We start from the raw sequence: 16102 nt of genomic DNA, 5'->3' as shown, positions 1-16102 counted from the left end.
CGGTGGGGGCTGCAAGTAGGATCGCCGTCCCATGGGGGAAGTCCGTGCGCCCGGCTGCCGACAGGGGTGCCGGGCGGATGCTCCCGCCACGAACCCGCCTCCAACGAGGGATTGATGCGCCGGTGAGCCAGATCGTCGTCAAACGCCCGCCGAGGTCGCTTCCGCCGGAAGTGCCCGGTGAGGAACTGGTCCTGGAGTCTCCGCCGGAACTGCCGCGGGGGCAGCAGGAGTCGGCGCTGATGCAGCTCCTGCCGATGCTCGGCATGGGTTCCTCGGTGGTGTTCTTCTTCATGACGCCGTCTCCGATCATGCGGATCATGGGCACGCTGATGCTGGCGTCGACCATCGCGATGGCCGTCGCCCAGTTCGTGAGATTCCGTCGCGGTACGCAGGGGCAAATGGCGGATGTCCGCCGCGACTACCTCAAATACCTCGCGCAGACCCGTCGTACGGTCCGGCGCACGGCCCGCAAGCAGCGGGACGCGCAGCTGTATCTGCACCCCTCCCCCGAGCAGCTGTGGTCGGTGGTGGCCGAGGGTTCGCGGGTGTGGGAGCGCCGGGTCGGCGACCATGACTTCGGGCAGGCGCGGATCGGGCTCGGGGCGCAGCAGTTGGCGACGCCGCTGGTGGCGCCGGACACCGCTCCGGTGGACGAGCTCGAACCGCTGTGCGCGGGGGCGATGCAGCAGTTCCTCGCGGTGCACGGCACCTTGGACGGGCTGCCGATGGCGGTCTCGATGCGGGCGTTCTACCACGTGACGGTGTCGGGTGAGCCGGAGTCGGCGCAGGCGGCGGCGCGCGCCCTGGTGGCGCAGCTGGTGACGCTGCACTCCCCCGAGGACCTGGTGGTCGCGGTCGTCGCGGCGCGGGCCTCGCAGGAGCGGTGGGACTGGGCGAAGTGGCTGCCGCACACCCAGGTGCCCGGGCAGGTCGACGGGGCCGGTACGAAGCGGCTGTTCGGCGACGACCTCGGTGAGCTGGAGAACCTGATCCGCTCCAAGCTGGACGGGCGTCCGCGGTTCTCCCGGGACAACCAGCCGGTGCTCGACCAGCCGCACGTGGTGGTGGTCCTGGACGGCGGAATGGTGCCGCCCGACTCGCTGCTCGCGGCGGCCGAAGGCCTGCAGGGCGTGACGATCGTGGAGGTCGTCTCGGGCGAGCTCGACGAGCCGCGCGGTGGTCTCTCGGTGGTGGTACGGCCGGGCCGGCTGTCGCTGGAGTTCGGTGGCGGTTTCGCGTACGAGGGGGTGCCGGACGGCATCTCGCTGCCGGCGGCGGAGGCCCTGGCGCGGCAGTTGGCGCCGCTGCGGATGGGCGGCGGGGACGACGACGAGCCGCTGCTCGCCAATCTGGACTTCACGGATCTGCTGAACCTGGGCGACGCGGCCTCGGTGGACGTGGCGCGGACCTGGCGTCCGCGGTCGGTGGCCGAGCGGCTCCGGGTGCCGATCGGTGTCGGCGAGGACGGCCAGCCGGTCATGCTGGACCTGAAGGAGGCCGCGCAGGAGGGCATGGGCCCGCACGGTCTGTGCGTGGGCGCGACGGGTTCCGGAAAATCGGAGCTGCTGCGGACGCTGGTGCTCGGCCTCGCCGTGACGCACTCGTCGGAGACGCTGAACTTCGTCCTCGCGGACTTCAAGGGCGGCGCGACCTTCGCGGGCATGTCGCAGATGCCGCACGTGGCGGCGGTCATCACCAACCTCTCGGACGACCTGACCCTGGTCGACCGCATGGGCGACGCGATCCGCGGTGAGCTCCAGCGGCGCCAGGAGCTGCTGCGGTCGGCGGGCAACTACGCCAACATCCACGACTACGAGAAGGCGCGGGCCGCCGGTGCCCCCCTCGAGCCGCTGGCCTCGCTGGTCCTGGTGATCGACGAGTTCTCCGAACTCCTCACCGCCAAGCCCGACTTCATCGACATGTTCATCCAGATCGGCCGCATCGGCCGCTCCCTCGGTGTGCATCTGCTGCTGGCCTCGCAGCGTCTCGAGGAGGGCAAGCTGCGCGGTCTCGACACGTATCTGTCGTACCGGATCGGTCTGCGGACCTTCTCCGCGGCGGAGTCGCGGACGGCGATCGGCGTGCCGGACGCGTACCACCTGCCGTCGGTGCCGGGTTCGGGCTATCTGAAGTTCGGTACGGACGAGATGACCCGCTTCAAGGCGGCGTACGTCTCGGGGACGTACCGGACGGGCGGGCCGCGCCTGGAGATCGGTCAGATGCCGGTGGAGCGGCGTCCCGCGCTGTTCACGGCGGCGCCGGTGCCGGTGGTGTACGCGGCGCCGGACCCGGCGTACCTCACGGCGCAGCGTGCCGAGGAGGACGACGCGCTCGCGGACACCGTCCTCGACGTGATCGTGCGGCGTCTCGAGGGCCAGGGGGTGCCGGCGCACCAGGTGTGGCTGCCGCCGCTCGACCAGGCGCCGTCGCTCGACCAGCTGCTTCCGGGGCTCGCGCAGACGGCGGACCGGGGGTTCACGGCGACGGAGTACACGCGTCAGGGCGGGCTCACCGTGCCGCTCGGCCTCATCGACAAGCCGTTCGAGCAGCGGCGCGAGGTGCTGTACCGGGACTTCTCGGGCGCGGCCGGTCACATGATGGTCGTGGGCGGTCCGCAGTCCGGGAAGTCGACGATCCTGCGGACGCTGATCTCGTCGTTCGCGCTCACCCACACCCCGGCCGAGGTGCAGTTCTACTGCCTGGACTTCGGTGGCGGCGGCATGATCTCGCTCGCCGATCTGCCCCATGTCGGCGGGGTGGCGTCCCGGCTCGACCCGGAACGGGTGCGGCGGACGGTCGCCGAGGTGCTTGGCGTCCTCAACCGGCGGGAGGAGTTCTTCCGCTCGCACTCCATCGACTCGATGACGACCTACCGGCGCAAGCGTGCCGCGGGCGAGCTGCCGGGCGAGGCCTGGGGTGACGTCTTCCTGGTCGTGGACGGCTGGGGCGGCTTCCGCAACGACTACGACATGCTGGAGCCGATCGTCTCCGACATCGCGGCGCGCGGTCTCGGCTACGGCATCCACGTGGTGATCACCGCCTCCCGTTACATGGAGGTGCGGGCGGCGCTCAAGGACCAGATGCTGGGCCGGCTCGAACTGCGGCTCGGCGACGTCATGGACTCCGAGTTCGACCGGAAGGTCGCGGCGAACGTGCCGGCCGGGGTGCCGGGACGCGGCCAGGTGCCGGAGAAGCTGCACTTCATGGGGGCGCTGCCGCGGATCGACGGGTCGAGCTCCTCCGCCGACCTGTCGGAGGGCACCTCCGCGTTCGTCCAGGCGGTACGGGCGAGCTGGACCGGTGCGCCGGCCCCGGCGGTGCGGCTGCTGCCGCGCAAGCTGCCGGCGGAGCGGCTGCCGAAGGGCTTCGAGTACCCGCAGCACGGCATCGCGATCGGCATCGACGAGACGAACCTGGAGCCGGTGTTCGTCGACTTCGAGACGGACCCGTTCTTCCTGGTCTTCGGCGAGAGCGAGTCCGGCAAGACGGCGCTGCTGCGGCTCATCGCGAAGCAGCTGTGCGAGCGGTACACGCCGGAGCAGGCGCGGATCGTGGTGGGCGACTACCGGAGGACGATGCTGGAGGCGGTGGCGCCCTCGCACCTTCTGGAGTACGCGCCGATGGCCTCCGCCATGCAGATGCACATGGAGGCCATCAACACGGTGATGACGAAGCGGGCGCCGAAGCCCGACATCACACCGCAGCAGCTGCGGGACCGCAGCTGGTGGTCGGGTCCGCAACTCTTCGTCCTCATCGACGACTTCGAGCTGGTGGCCACCAACTCGGGGAACCCGCTGGCGGTCCTCGTGGAGAACCTGCCGTTCGCGCGGGACGTCGGTATCCGGTTCATCGTGGCGCGCAGCCAGGCGGGTGCCTCACGGGCGATGTACGAGCCGTTCATGCAGCGGATGCGGGAGTTGGGCGCGCAGGGCGTGATCCTCTCCGGCGACCCGCAGGAGGGCGACATCCTCGGCAGCGTCCGGGCGCGGCCGATGCCGCAGGGCCGGGGCACGTTCGTGTCGCGGAAGCGGGGCACGCCGCTGGTGCAGTTGGGCTGGCTGCCGGAACAGCACTGATTTCCGGCTGAGCGGAGCGGGTCCCTCCCACTACTGTGGGAGGGACCGCCGTATCACCGCGAAGGGAACGCGCCGATGACCGACGCCCACCAGACCAGCACCGAGAGCGCGGACGCCGCCCTGGCCGCCGAGAAGCAGCGCCAGAAGGACGAGCTGTACGCGCTGGACATCTCCGGCGTCGAGTGGGAGGGCGCTCCGGGGACGAGCCCGGACGAGGAGCGGGTGGAGATCGCGCGGCTCCCCGAGGGGGCGGTGGCGATGCGTTCGTCCCTCGACAAGGAGACGGTGCTGCGGTACACGAAGGCCGAGTGGGACGCGTTCGTCCTCGGCGCCCGTGACGGCGAGTTCGACCTGCGGTAGGGCTTCCCCGGTCCCAGGGGCCGGGTACGCGTGAGGGGGTGGCCCGTCGGGACGGGCCACCCCCTCACGTACGTCCGCGGGACGTCACATGCGGAACCGGGCGGCGTTGCCCCGGTCGGTGTCCTGGTAGCCGGCGACCGACTCGTCGAGGAGCGTGGCGATGCGCGCCAGGTCCTGGTTCATGCCGGCCATGTCGCGGGTCAGGCGGTCCTGGGTCTCGCGGTACGCGATCTTGGCCTCACCCTCCCAGTTGCTGGCGACGCGGTTGACCTCGGCCATGAGGTCGTCGAGCTTCTGGGTGAGGGTGGTGGAGGTCAGGCGGGTGTCGGCCGCCGCCTGCGTCACGGTGTCGTAATTGACCGCAGTGGTCATGGTGTTGACTCCTGGAGTGAGAGTGGCGCGGAGGACTGTCGAGTGGCTCAGACGCCGAGGATGGCGCTCTGGTTGCCGCCGCCGGCACCGGCGCCGCCGCCGGTGTCCATGGAGCGGAAGGACCGCAGACGGTCCTCCTCCTCGCGCGAGAACCCGTCGGCGCTCATGCGCATCATCTCTTCGAGCTGGGCGAGCTCCTGACGCATGCTGCGCAGACGCTGGTTCAGGTCGTTCTGGACCCGGTCGTACTCCTTGCTCGCAGCGCCCTGCCAGCCCGCCTGGACGCGGTCCACCACGCTGTTGAGGCTGGTGATGCGGGACTGGAGCTCATCGGAGAAGTCCTGGATCCGGCCGGCGAGCTTGATTTGTTCGGCACTGGTTACGTTCAGGTCTTTCGACATCTTGCCCCTTCTTCCTTCGGTGGCGTCGACGGCTGGGCCGTCGGGCCTACCGGTCGTGATGCGGACGGGAATCTTCTGATGCCGCCCCCGTGCTGGGCTCGCACTGCCGTGCGCCCAGCGGTCACTTTAGCCATTGACGGCGGCAGTTCCAACTGCAAAGGACGGTCCGGATACTTGACCCGACGGGTGGGTCAACGGACCTCCCTTCGACGACGGCTGTCGCGGATCACGATGGCGGTTCCGGCGACCACGGCCACCAGGACGACACCGATCCCCAACGTGTAGGTGGCGAGCCGTTCCGAGCGCTCCTGGGGCGTCTCCGACAGCGCGAGACGGGCCGGCTCGGGGGCCGGCGGCTTGGGCGGGGGCGGGTCGGCCGTCGGCGAGGACGGCGGCGTCCCCGGGGTGTCGGCGAGCGCCCGTACCGGGTCGACCACGCCCCAACCGACGTAGTTGTCGCGGCCGTTGATCGAGCGGACGGCGGTCTGCTCGATCCGGGCGACGATCTGGGCCGCCGTCCACTCCGGGTGTTCGGCGCGGAGCAGCGCGGCGACGCCGGCGACGTAGGGGGCGGAGAAGCTGGTGCCGTTGTCGACGCACTGGCCGCCGCCGGGGACGGTGGAGACGATGTCGACGCCGGGGGCGGCGACGCCCACGAAGGTGCCGGCCTGGGAGAAGGCGGCGCGCTCGTTGTTCCGGTCGGAGGAGGCGACGGCGAGGACGCCGGGGAAGGCGGCCGGATACGTCATCTTGAGCTTGCCGTCCATGCCGTCGTTGCCCGCGGAGGCGACGACGACGATGTTCTTCCGCAGCGCGGCGGCCACGGACTTGGCCATGGGCGAGTCGGCGTCGAGGGCCTGGGTGGTGTCCTGCGAGATGTTGATGACGTGGGCGCCCTTGGCGACGGCGTGGTCGATCGCGAGCGCCATCGTGTCGGACTTGCCGCTGTTCTTCTCGTCGTTCTGCCGGATCGGGATGATCGTCGCCTCGGGGGCGAGACCGACGAAGCCCGTGCCCGCGCGGGGGCGGGCGGCGATGATGCCGGCGACCTTGGTGCCGTGGCCGACGTCGTCGACGGTGCCGTCGGTCTTGCCGCGCTTCTCGTCACCGAAACCGGGGTTCTTCTTGTCCGGCTTGAGGTAGTCCTTGCCCGCCTTGGCGTCGACGGCGGTCCGCAGCTGCGGGTTGACGTCGTCGACGCCCGTGTCGATGACGGCGACCCGGACGCCCTTGCCCTTGGTGTCCTGCCACAGCTCGTCCAGGAGGACCCGCTGGAGCGGCCAGGGGATGCCCTCGATCTGCTTCTTCATCGGGAAGGTGCACTCGCCGCTGCCGTCGAGGACGGGCCCTGCCTGGCGCGGCGCGGCGGCCGCCGCGGGCGTCGCGAGGAGGGCGGTCAGGGTGCCCGCGGCGAGCAGCGCGGCCGCGCGGTACGTCGTCGTCACCGGTGCCACCTCCTAGGAACCCTGCGGCTGACGCGCGCTGTTGGTGTCGAGTCGCGGGCCCTTCGACAGGAACTCCGACCACTCGATCGGGACGAGGGCCGGCATGACCTTCTCGTAGCCGAGACGCTTCTGGGCCTCGCTGGGTTCCGGGCGTCCGTCGGTCTGCTGCTCCTTGTCGCCCGCGCCGATCTCGGAGCGGGCGGAGTCGCTGTCGCCGTTGGCCTGGACGGCGTAGCGCAGGCCGGTGTCGGTGACGAGGAACAGCGAGCCGTCGGGCGTCTTCTGCCTGCCCTGGATCTGGGTGTAGAGCAGGCCGGTGCCCGGGGTGACGTACGTGCTGGTGCCGCCCGCGGTGATGTCGGCGGGGTACTTGGGGCCGGCCCAGGTCGCGAGGGTCGTCCCGCCCTTCTCGTCGACGTGGGTGAGGACGCTGCACACGGTGTCGCGGGCGCCCGCGCCGGTGGCGTCGTTGACCTGGGTGGACTTCAGGCGCGGCCAGCGGACCCCGTCGTGGAAGACGGTGGGGTCGGGGACGAACGAGGAGGCGTCGACGGTGGTGGCCTGGCCGTCCATGTCGAGGACGCCGGTCTGCCGGGCGTTGATGATCAGCCAGGCGGTGAAGGAGGTGACCGGCTGGACCTTCCCGGCGAGGACGACGTAGTGCTGGGGCCCGGAGCCGGTCTGGGCGAGCAGGACCATGCCGATCCGGCTCTCGGTGTCGTTCAGGGTGCTGCCGGGGATGTCGGCGGGCTTGCCGATCTCGCCCTCGAGGTGCGGGAAGTCGATCTCGTCGCCGGTGTTCAGGGTGGCGAGCCAGTCGTCGGTGACCGCCTGCGGCTCCTTGCCGAGGCCGACGAGGGCGGTGAGCAGTCCGGGGGAGTCGGCCTTGACCGGGTACTTCGTGCCCGTGTGGTCGACGAGGAACTGGGCGGAGCCCTTCTGTCCCTTGACGTACAGGATCTGCCCGTCCTTGAGCCGGTTGCCGTTCTCGGTGAGCTTCAGGTCCCGCTCGGCGAAGAGGAAGGTCGCCTTCTGGACGCTGGCGCCCGTACCGCCGCCGGGCTGCTCGCAGACGGCCCAGCGCTTGGCCTTGCCCGCGTCGTCGGCGGTGGGCAGCCGGTCGGGGGCGTACGGGATGCCGAGGATCGGGCCGCGCGGCGGCTTGCCCTCGTCGAGCTTCTTGTCGGCGACCTGGACGACCTGGAACTCGTCGGGGTTGAGCAGGAGCCGCGCGGAGGCGAGGTTGAGGACGGGGTGGAGCAGGGTCTTCTTGTCCTTGCCCTTGCCGGTCTCCAGGACCACGTACCGGGTCGTCGACTGCTTGCCGACGATCACCCGCGTGCCGGGGGTGTCCCAGCCCTTGGGGGCCTGGGGGCTGAACATGCCCCAGGCGCCGAACCCCGCGACGACGAGCGCGGCGACGATCAGGCCGGGGACGATCGCGCGCAGCGGCTTCGGCGCCCCCTCCTCCGTGCCCGAGGGCGAGGGTTGGAGGAATGCCGCCACCGTGCGCTTCTTCGCAAAGGTGTACGCGTTGAGCTCGTCCCGCCGCGATGCCATGAGTCCCCATTCTCGTCAGGCGCGATCTTCGCGCGGGAGCCGGGGAAGGTGACACCCGGGCCCCGGCCGTCGGACCGGCCCCCTACTATGCCTGCTGTCCCGTGGTGTTCGTGGGGCGGGTAGGGTGATCCGGCCGCCAAAGCCCTGGCGGGCCAGGGTGATCGGGACGAATTGAGGGGGATTCTCCATCATGGCTTCCGCGACGCGGACGCGGCCCGCCGCGGCCAGCACCTCCGAACCCCCGTCCTCGGGACCCGTGTCCTCGGTCTCGCCGAGACTCCAGGCGCGTCCGGGACACTTCGGTTCGTTCCAATTGCAACAGCTCGTGCTGATCGAGGTGGCGGCGGCCCTGCTCGTCGTCGCCTGGGTCGTCGAACCGGTGCTCCTCGTGCCCGCGGGCGTGGTCGCCGTCGTGCTCGTCCTGCTGGCCGTCGTACGCCGTCACCGGCGCTCGCTGCCCGAGTGGCTCGGCACGTTCCTCGCGCTGCGGGCCCGCAGCCGCCGGGCGGCCTCGTTCACGGTGCCCGAGGGCACCGAGCCGGGGTTCGCGCCGGTCGTGGAGTGCGACCCGGCGCTGCGGACCTACGCGTACAGCGACCGCGACCGGCGCCCGGTGGGCATGGTCGGCGACGGCACCTTCCTGACCGCCGTGCTGCGGGTGGAGTCGGACGGCACCGCCCTGCGTGCCGACCGGGCGGCGCGGCCGCTGCCCGTCGGGCTCGTCCGGGACGTGCTGAGCGTGGACGGCATCCGCCTCGAGTCGGCGCAGATCGTGCAGCACACCCAGCCCGCTCCGGCGCCGCACCTGCCCGCGCAGTCGATGGCCGCGCGCAACTACGGGCCGCTCCAGGCGCAGACGGGTTCGCCCGCCGTACGGATCACCTGGATCGCCCTCAAGCTCGACCCCGAACTGTGCCCGGAGGCGGTCGCCGCCCGCGGCGGCGGTGTGACGGGGGCACAGAAGTGCGTGGTGCGGGCGGCGGACCAGCTGGCGAGCCGCCTCGCGGGCGCCGGGTTCCGGGCGAGCGTGCTGACGGAGCAGGAGCTCACGTCCGCGCTCGCCACCTCGACCTGCGCGAGCCCGATGGCGATCAACCAGGCGGGCCGGGGGCAGGCGCAGGCGCGGCGGACTCAGGAGACCGCGCGGACCTGGCGGGTGGACGACCGGCGGCACACGACGTACTGGGTGGGGCGCTGGCCCCAGCTGGGCGGCCAGGGCGGCGCGGGGGCCTCGATGCCCCAGCTGGTGGCCCTGCTGACCTCGTTGCCCGCGCTCGCGACGACGTTCAGCCTGACGCTGAGCGGCGGGGACCGGCAGGAGGTGACGGTGGCCGGACACGTGCGGATCACCGGGCGCAGCGACGAGGAACTGGTGGCCGCGCGCCACGAACTGGAACGGGCGGCACGCGGGGTGAGGACGGGACTGGTGCGACTGGACCGCGAACAGGTGCCCGGCATCCTCGCGACGCTTCCGCTGGGAGGTGCGCGCTGATGTCGACCGCTTCCTTCGGCGCACAGGGCCGCTCCGGCGGCCCGGGCGGCTCCCACAGGTCCGCCTCCCGGGGTTCCCGGGGCGCGGCCCCGAGGGGTACGGACTCCAGGGGTACCGGCCGGGGCTCGCGGCCCCGGTTCGGTTTCGGGCTCGTCGGGCCGCGCCGCGACAAGCACTCCGTCGCCCTCGACCAACTCGACGCGCTGGCCCTGCCGGTCGGCGACGACGGCATGGTGATCGGCGTCGACGCCGAGAGCCGTCCCGCCGTGCTCGGCATCAACCGGCCCGTCCCGTACGACGTCACCCTCATCGGTGGCCTGTGGACCGCGCAGGTGCTCGCGCTGCGGGCCGCCGCGACGGGTGCCCGGGTGGCCGTCGAGACCGGCCGTGCGCAGGCCTGGACGGCGCTCGCGCAGGCGGCGGGAGGCGGCCAGCCGTGCATCTCGCTGCACGACGTGGGCCGGGTGCCGCCGCAGGGCGCGTCCGCCGGCAGCCCGGTGGTCGTGGTCCGCGACTGCGGCATGCGGCCGCCGCGCGGCCGGGTGGTGTCCGCGCCCTGGCAGTCCGTGGTGACCCTGCTGCCGTATCTGAGTCCGGTCGCGCCCCGGCTCCTGGAGAAGTCCTCGCTCGTCGGTGTGCAGCGGGTGTCGCCCGACGAGGCCGCGCAGATCGGCCGCATCATGAGCCTGCCGCGTCACGAGTACGAGGCGCTGTCCACGCTCGCGGACGGGGTGACCCTCTGGTGCACGCCGAGCGACCGCCAGTTCGTGATGACCCAGGCGACCGACGCCGAGACCGGATTGTTGGGCGGCGCGCGCCGGATGGACTGAACGGCGCCAAAACGGCATGAAGTCGTTCAAGTACGTCCGTTTTTGCATCGTTTTGAACGGTCGGGGTTCTCACTCTGCGGCGCGGTCAGGTCACTTGGTGACCTGACCGGGTCACGGGGGCGGGCGGGGAGGGGCTGTCGGGCCTGCCCGGGGGTTGCCCGCGCCGATTAGGGTGGAAGAGCCCCGCCCACAACGGCACAAGGGTGCTCGACCACACCAGGAGGCAAAGTGAACGGCGATCGCGACGAGATCCACGGGGGTTGGAATCCGCCCGCCGACGATCAGTCCGACGCGGATCCCGCCGAGATGACGGGTGAGTTCACCATCGACTACACCCCGCCCGCCTGGTACACGCAGAACGCGTCGGGCGGTGCGGGGGCGGGCGGTGCCACTCCCCCGCCGCCGAGCGGAGCACCGCTGCCCGTACCGGGGCTTCCGGCGGGCAGCGGCTTCGAGCCGAGCTGGAACACGCCGGCGCCTCCGCCGGCGGGGACGGGCGAGGTCGCGGTGCCTCCGGCGGGGGTGGCTCCTGTGGGTACGGGTCCGGTGAGTGCGGGTCCGGTGGGTACGGCTCCTGTCGGCGCGGTTCCGGCGGGTACGGGTCCCGGGGGTACGGCTCCGGCCGGCGTGGGTGCTACGCCCGTCGCCGGGGTGCCGGTGGCCGGAGCGGGTACTTCGGTGCCGGGTTCCTCTGTGCCGGGCGGATCGGTGCCGAGCGCGTCCATGCCGGGAGAATCCGTGCCGAGCGCGTCCGTGCCGGGCGCCGGGGTGCCTGGTGCTCCGGTGCCGCCCGCCTCCACGCCCGGTGCTTCCGCGCCCGCGCCCGCTCCGGAGGCGTCCGCGCCCGGGGCCTCCCTCGGGGGCGGGGATCTCGAGAGCGGCGCCACCGTGCGCTTCTCCCCCGCCGCGCTCCAGCGCGAGATGGCGGAGCGCGCGGCGGAGGCCTCCCCCGCGCCGGCGACGCCGGACGCCGCGGAAGGCGCCTCCGACACGGGACAGGCACCGGGCGAGGGCCAGAGCTCCGCTCCCACCGCAGCCGTCGACGACACCACCGCCGAGGACACGGCCGACAGCACGACGACCGGGGCCGACGCGTCCGACGGGCCGTCGGACGAGACCGCGCCGGACGCCGAGGCCGCGACCCCGGCGGAGCCCTCCGACACCCCCGACGCCCCCGACGCGACGCCCGTCGCCGTATCGACCCCGGAGACCGGCGAGACCGACGGCACCGACGCGCCCGCCGGGACGGTCACCGGCGTCGTTCCCACCGAGGCGCCCGCGCCGCCGGAGGCGCACCCGGCCGCCCCCGCCCCCTACGCGCCCGCCGACGCGCCCCAGGGCTTCGGTCCCGGTGTGGCTCCCGGGCCGTTCCCCGGCGGTCCCGGGCCCCTTCCCGCCGCCGGGCCGGGGGCAGGTGGGCTGCCGCCGCTGCCGCCGTCCTTCCAGCCGGCCGCCCCCGGGCCCGCCCAGCAGTGGCCCGCGCAGCCGGCCCCCGGTGCCCAGCCGGCGCCGCAGGCCGCGCCGTTGCCGCCCGCCGCCGCCTGGCCGGCGCCCACCACTCCCGGCGCCGTGCCGCCGCAGGCCCAGCCCCAGGCACAGCCCCAGGCCCCCGGCTCCTACGGCTACCCGCAGGCTCCTCAGCCGCCCGCCCCCGCGCAGCAGGGCGGCTACGGCTTCCCGCAGCCCGGTACGCCTCCGCAGCAGGGCGGTTACGGCTACCCGCTGGGGGCACCTCCCGGGCCGCAGGGCCCAGGGGGACAGTCCGCGCCTCCCGGCGGTGTGCCGCCGCAGGCGCAGGTCCCGGGCGGCGGATACGGCTACCCGCACCCCGCCGCCGTACCCCCGCAGGCCGCCGCCCCCCAGCCGCCGTACGACGGGCAGCCGCCCGTCGACCCGCGGACCGGGGCCGCCTGGCCCTCGCCGGTCACGCACGACCAGCGGGAGCGTTCGGTGCCGGGCGCCCCGCTCGGATACAACGCGGCCGTCGAGCTCTCCTCCGACCGTCTGCTCCGGAACAACAAGCAGAAGCCGAAGTCCAGCCGTACGCCCGGCGGCGCCGCCCGTTTCAAGCTCGGCGGGAAGAAGGAGGAGGCGGAGCGGCAGCGGAAACTGGAGCTGATCCGCACCCCGGTCCTCTCCTGCTACCGGATCGCGGTCATCTCGCTCAAGGGCGGTGTCGGCAAGACCACGACGACGACCGCGCTCGGCGCGACCCTGGCGACCGAGCGGCAGGACAAGATCCTGGCGATCGACGCCAACCCGGACGCCGGAACCCTGGGCCGACGGGTGCGGCGCGAGACCGGGGCGACCATCCGTGACCTGGTGCAGGCGATCCCGTACCTCCACTCGTACATGGACATCCGCCGGTTCACCTCGCAGGCGCCGTCCGGTCTTGAGATCCTCGCCAACGACGTGGACCCGGCCGTCTCTACCACCTTCAACGACGAGGACTACCGGCGGGCGATCGAGGTCCTGGGCAAGCAGTACCCGATCATCCTCACGGACTCGGGCACGGGCCTGCTGTACAGCGCCATGCGCGGGGTGCTCGACCTCGCCGATCAGCTGATCATCATCTCCACGCCCTCCGTGGACGGCGCCTCCAGCGCGTCGACGACGCTCGACTGGCTTTCCGCGCACGGCTACGCGGACCTGGTGCAGCGCTCGATCACCGTCATCTCCGGGGTCCGCGAGACCGGAAAGATGATCAAGGTCGAGGACATCGTGCAGCACTTCCAGACGCGCTGCCGCGGTGTCGTGGTCGTGCCCTTCGACGAGCACCTGTCGGCCGGTGCCGAGGTGGACCTCGACATGATGCGGCCGAAGACCCGGGAGGCGTACTTCCACCTCTCGGCGATGGTGGCCGAGGACTTCGTACGGGCCCAGCAGGTGCAGGGCCTGTGGACCGGCGACGGGCAGGGCGCGATGCCTCCGCACATGGCCCCGCCGATGCCGGGCGGCCAGCAGATGCCCGGCCAGCCCATGCCGGGACAGCCGATGCCCGGCCAGCCGGTGTACGGCCAGCCGATGCCCGGGCAGCCGGTGCCGGGGCAGTTCGCGCCCAGCCAGCCCGTACCGGGTCAGCCGTACGGCGCGCAGCCCGCCGCCGGACAGCCGATGCCGGGGCAGCCCGTCGCCGGGCAGCCGTACCCGCAGCAGCCCTACGGACAGCCCCCGGCACCGGGCCAGCCGTACGGAGCACAGCCCGCTCCCGGACAGCCCTACGCGGCGCAGCCGATGCCGGGTCAGCCGATGCCCGGTCAGCCGATGCCCGGTCAGGCGATGCCCGGTCAGCCCGCGCCGGGTCAGCCGTACGGAGCACAGCCCTCGCCCGGACAGCCGTTCGGCGCGCCCGCCGGGCAGCCCGGGATGCCCCAGGGCTGGCAGCAGCCGCAGCCCGGTCAGCCGCTGCCCCCGCAGACGGATCCGCAGGACCACGGCTCCGGGTTCGGTCAGGGCCACGACCAGGGACAGGCCCAGGTCCCGCCGCCCGACTGGCACCAGGAGCAGCCCCCGGGGGCTCCGCCAGCCCCTCAGCAGTAAGGCGTCACAGGAGTAGACCAATGAGGCCCCGTACCGGTTCCCCGGTGCGGGGCCTCATGGCATTCCCGCAGTCCACAAGGGGTTTGAGGGATCGTTGACGACGGCAGACCACCGCTGATACACCTTCGCTTCACCCATCGTCAGCCCAAGATCCACGACAGCCCGACGCGAGGTCACGTCCCATGGTCATGGTCACGAAGGCTCCACCCCGCCCCGCCCCCCTCGCCCACAGAGCGCTCCTTCCGCTGCTCGCCGCCGGTGTCACGGCCGTCTCGCTCGTGGCCGTCCCCGGCACCGCCGCCGCCGACAGCAAGGCCCCGGCCACGAACACGCTCACCGTCGCCGTCTCGCAGAGCATCGACTCGCTGAGCCCGTTCCTCGCGCAGAAGCTCACCTCGACCAGCATCCACCGGCTGGCCTACGAGTACCTCACCAACTACGACGCGAAGGACGCCCGCCCGGTCCCGGGGTTCGCGACGGCGTGGACCTCCTCGCCGGACAAGCTGACGTGGACGTACACGATCCGCGAGGACTCGACCTGGTCCGACGGGAAGCCGGCCACCGCCGAGGACGCGGCCTGGACCTTCAACAAGATGATGACCGACCCGAACGCCGCCACCGCCAACGGCAGCTTCACGGCCAACTTCGCGCAGGTCACGGCGCCCGACCCGCGGACGCTCGTGATCCGCCTGAAGAAGCCCCAGGCGACGATGACGGCGCTCGACGTGCCGATCGTGCCGAAGCACGTCTGGGAGAAGGTCGGCGACTTCTCGAAGTTCAACAACGACAAGCAGTTCCCCATCGTCGGGAACGGGCCCTTCGTCATCACGGACTTCAAGGTCGACCAGTACATCAAGCTCAAGCCGAACAAGAAGTTCTGGCGGGGCGCGCCGAAGTTCGACGAGCTGGTCTTCAAGTACTACAAGGACGGGGACGCCGCCGTCGCCGCCCTCCAGAAGGGCGAGGTCTCCTTCGTACCGAACCTGACGCCCGCCCAGGCGGCCGCGCTGAAGACGCAGAAGAACATCAGGGTCAACGACGCGCCGGGCCGCCGGTTCTACGCCCTCGCCACCAACCCGGGCGCGAAGGCGCAGGACGGCAGGACCTTCGGCAACGGGCACAAGGCGCTGCTCGACCCGGCCGTGCGCAAGGCGCTCTTCCTCGCGGTCGACCGCACCACCCTCGTGGACAAGGTCTTCCAGGGACACGCGGTCGAGGGCGAGGGGTACATCCCGCCGCGCTTCGGCTCGTACTTCTGGAAGCCGGAGGCCGGACAGAAGCGGGCGTACGACCCCGCCGCGGCGGAGAAGACGCTCGACGCGGCCGGGTACCGGAAGAACGCCGCGGGGAAGCGGCTCGGCAAGGACGGCAGGCCGCTGGAGTTCCGGATCCTCTGCCACGCCACCGACCCGAACGACAAGGCCGTCGGCAAGTACCTCCAGGAGTGGTGGGGCAAGCTCGGCATCGGACTGAAGGTCGAGTGCCTGGACAGCGTCTCCGACCCCTGGGTCAAGGGCGACTACGACCTCGCCTTCGACGGCTGGTCGGTCAACCCCGACCCGGACTACGTCCTGTCGATCCACACCTGCGGCACGCTCCCCGCGACGCCGAAGGACTCCGGAGCCACCGACAACTTCATCTGCGACAAGGAGTTCGACGGGCTCTACGCGCGGCAGGCGGTGGAGTACGACGCCGCCAAGCGGGCGGATCTGGTGAAGCGGATGCAGTCCCGGCTGTACGACACGGGGTACATGAACATCATGGCCTACCCGAACGCCCTCGAGGCGTACCGCACGGACCAGATCGCGTCCATCACGACCATGCCCGAGGCCGCAGGAAACCTGTGGGGCCAGGACGGCTACTGGAGCTGGTGGTCGGCCGTGCCCGCGGCCGGGGCCGCCGACTCCGACGGCGGCTCGTCCACCGGGGTGATCGTCGGCATCGGCGTGGCCGTGGTGGTCGTCGTCGGCGCCGGCATCGTCCTCGGTCTGCGCCGCCGCTCCACCGCCGACGACCGCGAGTAGGA

10 protein-coding genes are annotated in these 16102 nt (G+C 72.2%); 6 read left to right on the top strand and 4 right to left on the bottom strand.

What is annotated here, in order from left to right:
• The first annotated feature begins 122 nt into the window (after positions 1-122).
• Both eccCa and ACZ4VK_RS31330 read left to right on the top strand, forming a co-directional pair.
• A complete protein-coding gene (gene eccCa, locus ACZ4VK_RS31335) occupies positions 123-4076 on the top strand; it encodes a type VII secretion protein EccCa (RefSeq protein WP_468359473.1) in 3954 nt (1317 codons plus the stop codon).
• A 75-nt stretch (positions 4077-4151) separates the two neighbouring features.
• Complete coding sequence (locus ACZ4VK_RS31330) at positions 4152-4436, top strand: DUF397 domain-containing protein (protein WP_389684080.1); 285 nt, start codon at positions 4152-4154, stop codon at positions 4434-4436.
• A gap of 84 nt (positions 4437-4520) precedes the next feature.
• Here ACZ4VK_RS31330 and ACZ4VK_RS31325 read toward each other — a convergent pair whose 3' ends face one another.
• The 4 genes from ACZ4VK_RS31325 to eccB form a co-directional block, all read right to left on the bottom strand.
• On the bottom strand, positions 4521-4808 hold the full coding sequence (locus ACZ4VK_RS31325; protein ID WP_389684081.1) for a WXG100 family type VII secretion target: 288 nt from the start codon (positions 4806-4808) through the stop codon (positions 4521-4523).
• Positions 4809-4855: 47 nt separating this feature from the next.
• Positions 4856-5209 carry a WXG100 family type VII secretion target gene (locus ACZ4VK_RS31320; protein WP_468359468.1) on the bottom strand — a complete coding sequence of 118 codons (354 nt, stop codon included), beginning with the start codon at positions 5207-5209 and terminating at the stop codon, positions 4856-4858.
• Positions 5210-5400: 191 nt separating this feature from the next.
• Positions 5401-6654, bottom strand: coding sequence for a type VII secretion-associated serine protease mycosin (mycP, locus tag ACZ4VK_RS31315; protein ID WP_468359466.1), 1254 nt, complete (start codon positions 6652-6654; stop codon positions 5401-5403).
• 12 nt (positions 6655-6666) lie between these two features.
• Positions 6667-8214, bottom strand: a complete 1548-nt coding sequence (gene eccB, locus ACZ4VK_RS31310; RefSeq protein WP_468359463.1) for a type VII secretion protein EccB — start codon at positions 8212-8214, stop codon at positions 6667-6669.
• Between the two features lie 190 nt (positions 8215-8404).
• On the opposite strand from eccB, the gene eccE reads away from it, so the two are divergent.
• The 4 genes from eccE to ACZ4VK_RS31290 all read left to right on the top strand — a co-directional run bounded on the left by eccE (position 8405) and on the right by ACZ4VK_RS31290 (position 16100).
• A complete protein-coding gene (eccE, locus tag ACZ4VK_RS31305) occupies positions 8405-9706 on the top strand; it encodes a type VII secretion protein EccE (RefSeq protein ID WP_468359460.1) in 1302 nt (433 codons plus the stop codon).
• Positions 9706-10536: a hypothetical protein gene (locus ACZ4VK_RS31300; RefSeq protein WP_468359458.1), complete on the top strand. Its 831-nt coding sequence runs from the start codon at positions 9706-9708 to the stop codon at positions 10534-10536. Before eccE ends, ACZ4VK_RS31300 begins: the two co-directional genes overlap by 1 nt.
• A 228-nt stretch (positions 10537-10764) precedes the next feature.
• Positions 10765-14076, top strand: a complete 3312-nt coding sequence (locus ACZ4VK_RS31295) for an SCO5717 family growth-regulating ATPase (RefSeq protein WP_468359455.1) — start codon at positions 10765-10767, stop codon at positions 14074-14076.
• A gap of 188 nt (positions 14077-14264) precedes the next feature.
• Positions 14265-16100, top strand: coding sequence for an ABC transporter substrate-binding protein (locus ACZ4VK_RS31290; protein ID WP_468359533.1), 1836 nt, complete (start codon positions 14265-14267; stop codon positions 16098-16100).
• The last annotated feature ends 2 nt before the right edge of the window (positions 16101-16102 follow it).

The organism is Streptomyces sp. NPDC028711 (assembly GCF_055565415.1).
The sequence above is the reverse complement of the archived record's forward strand: the minus strand, read 5'-3'. Positions and strand labels throughout refer to the sequence as shown.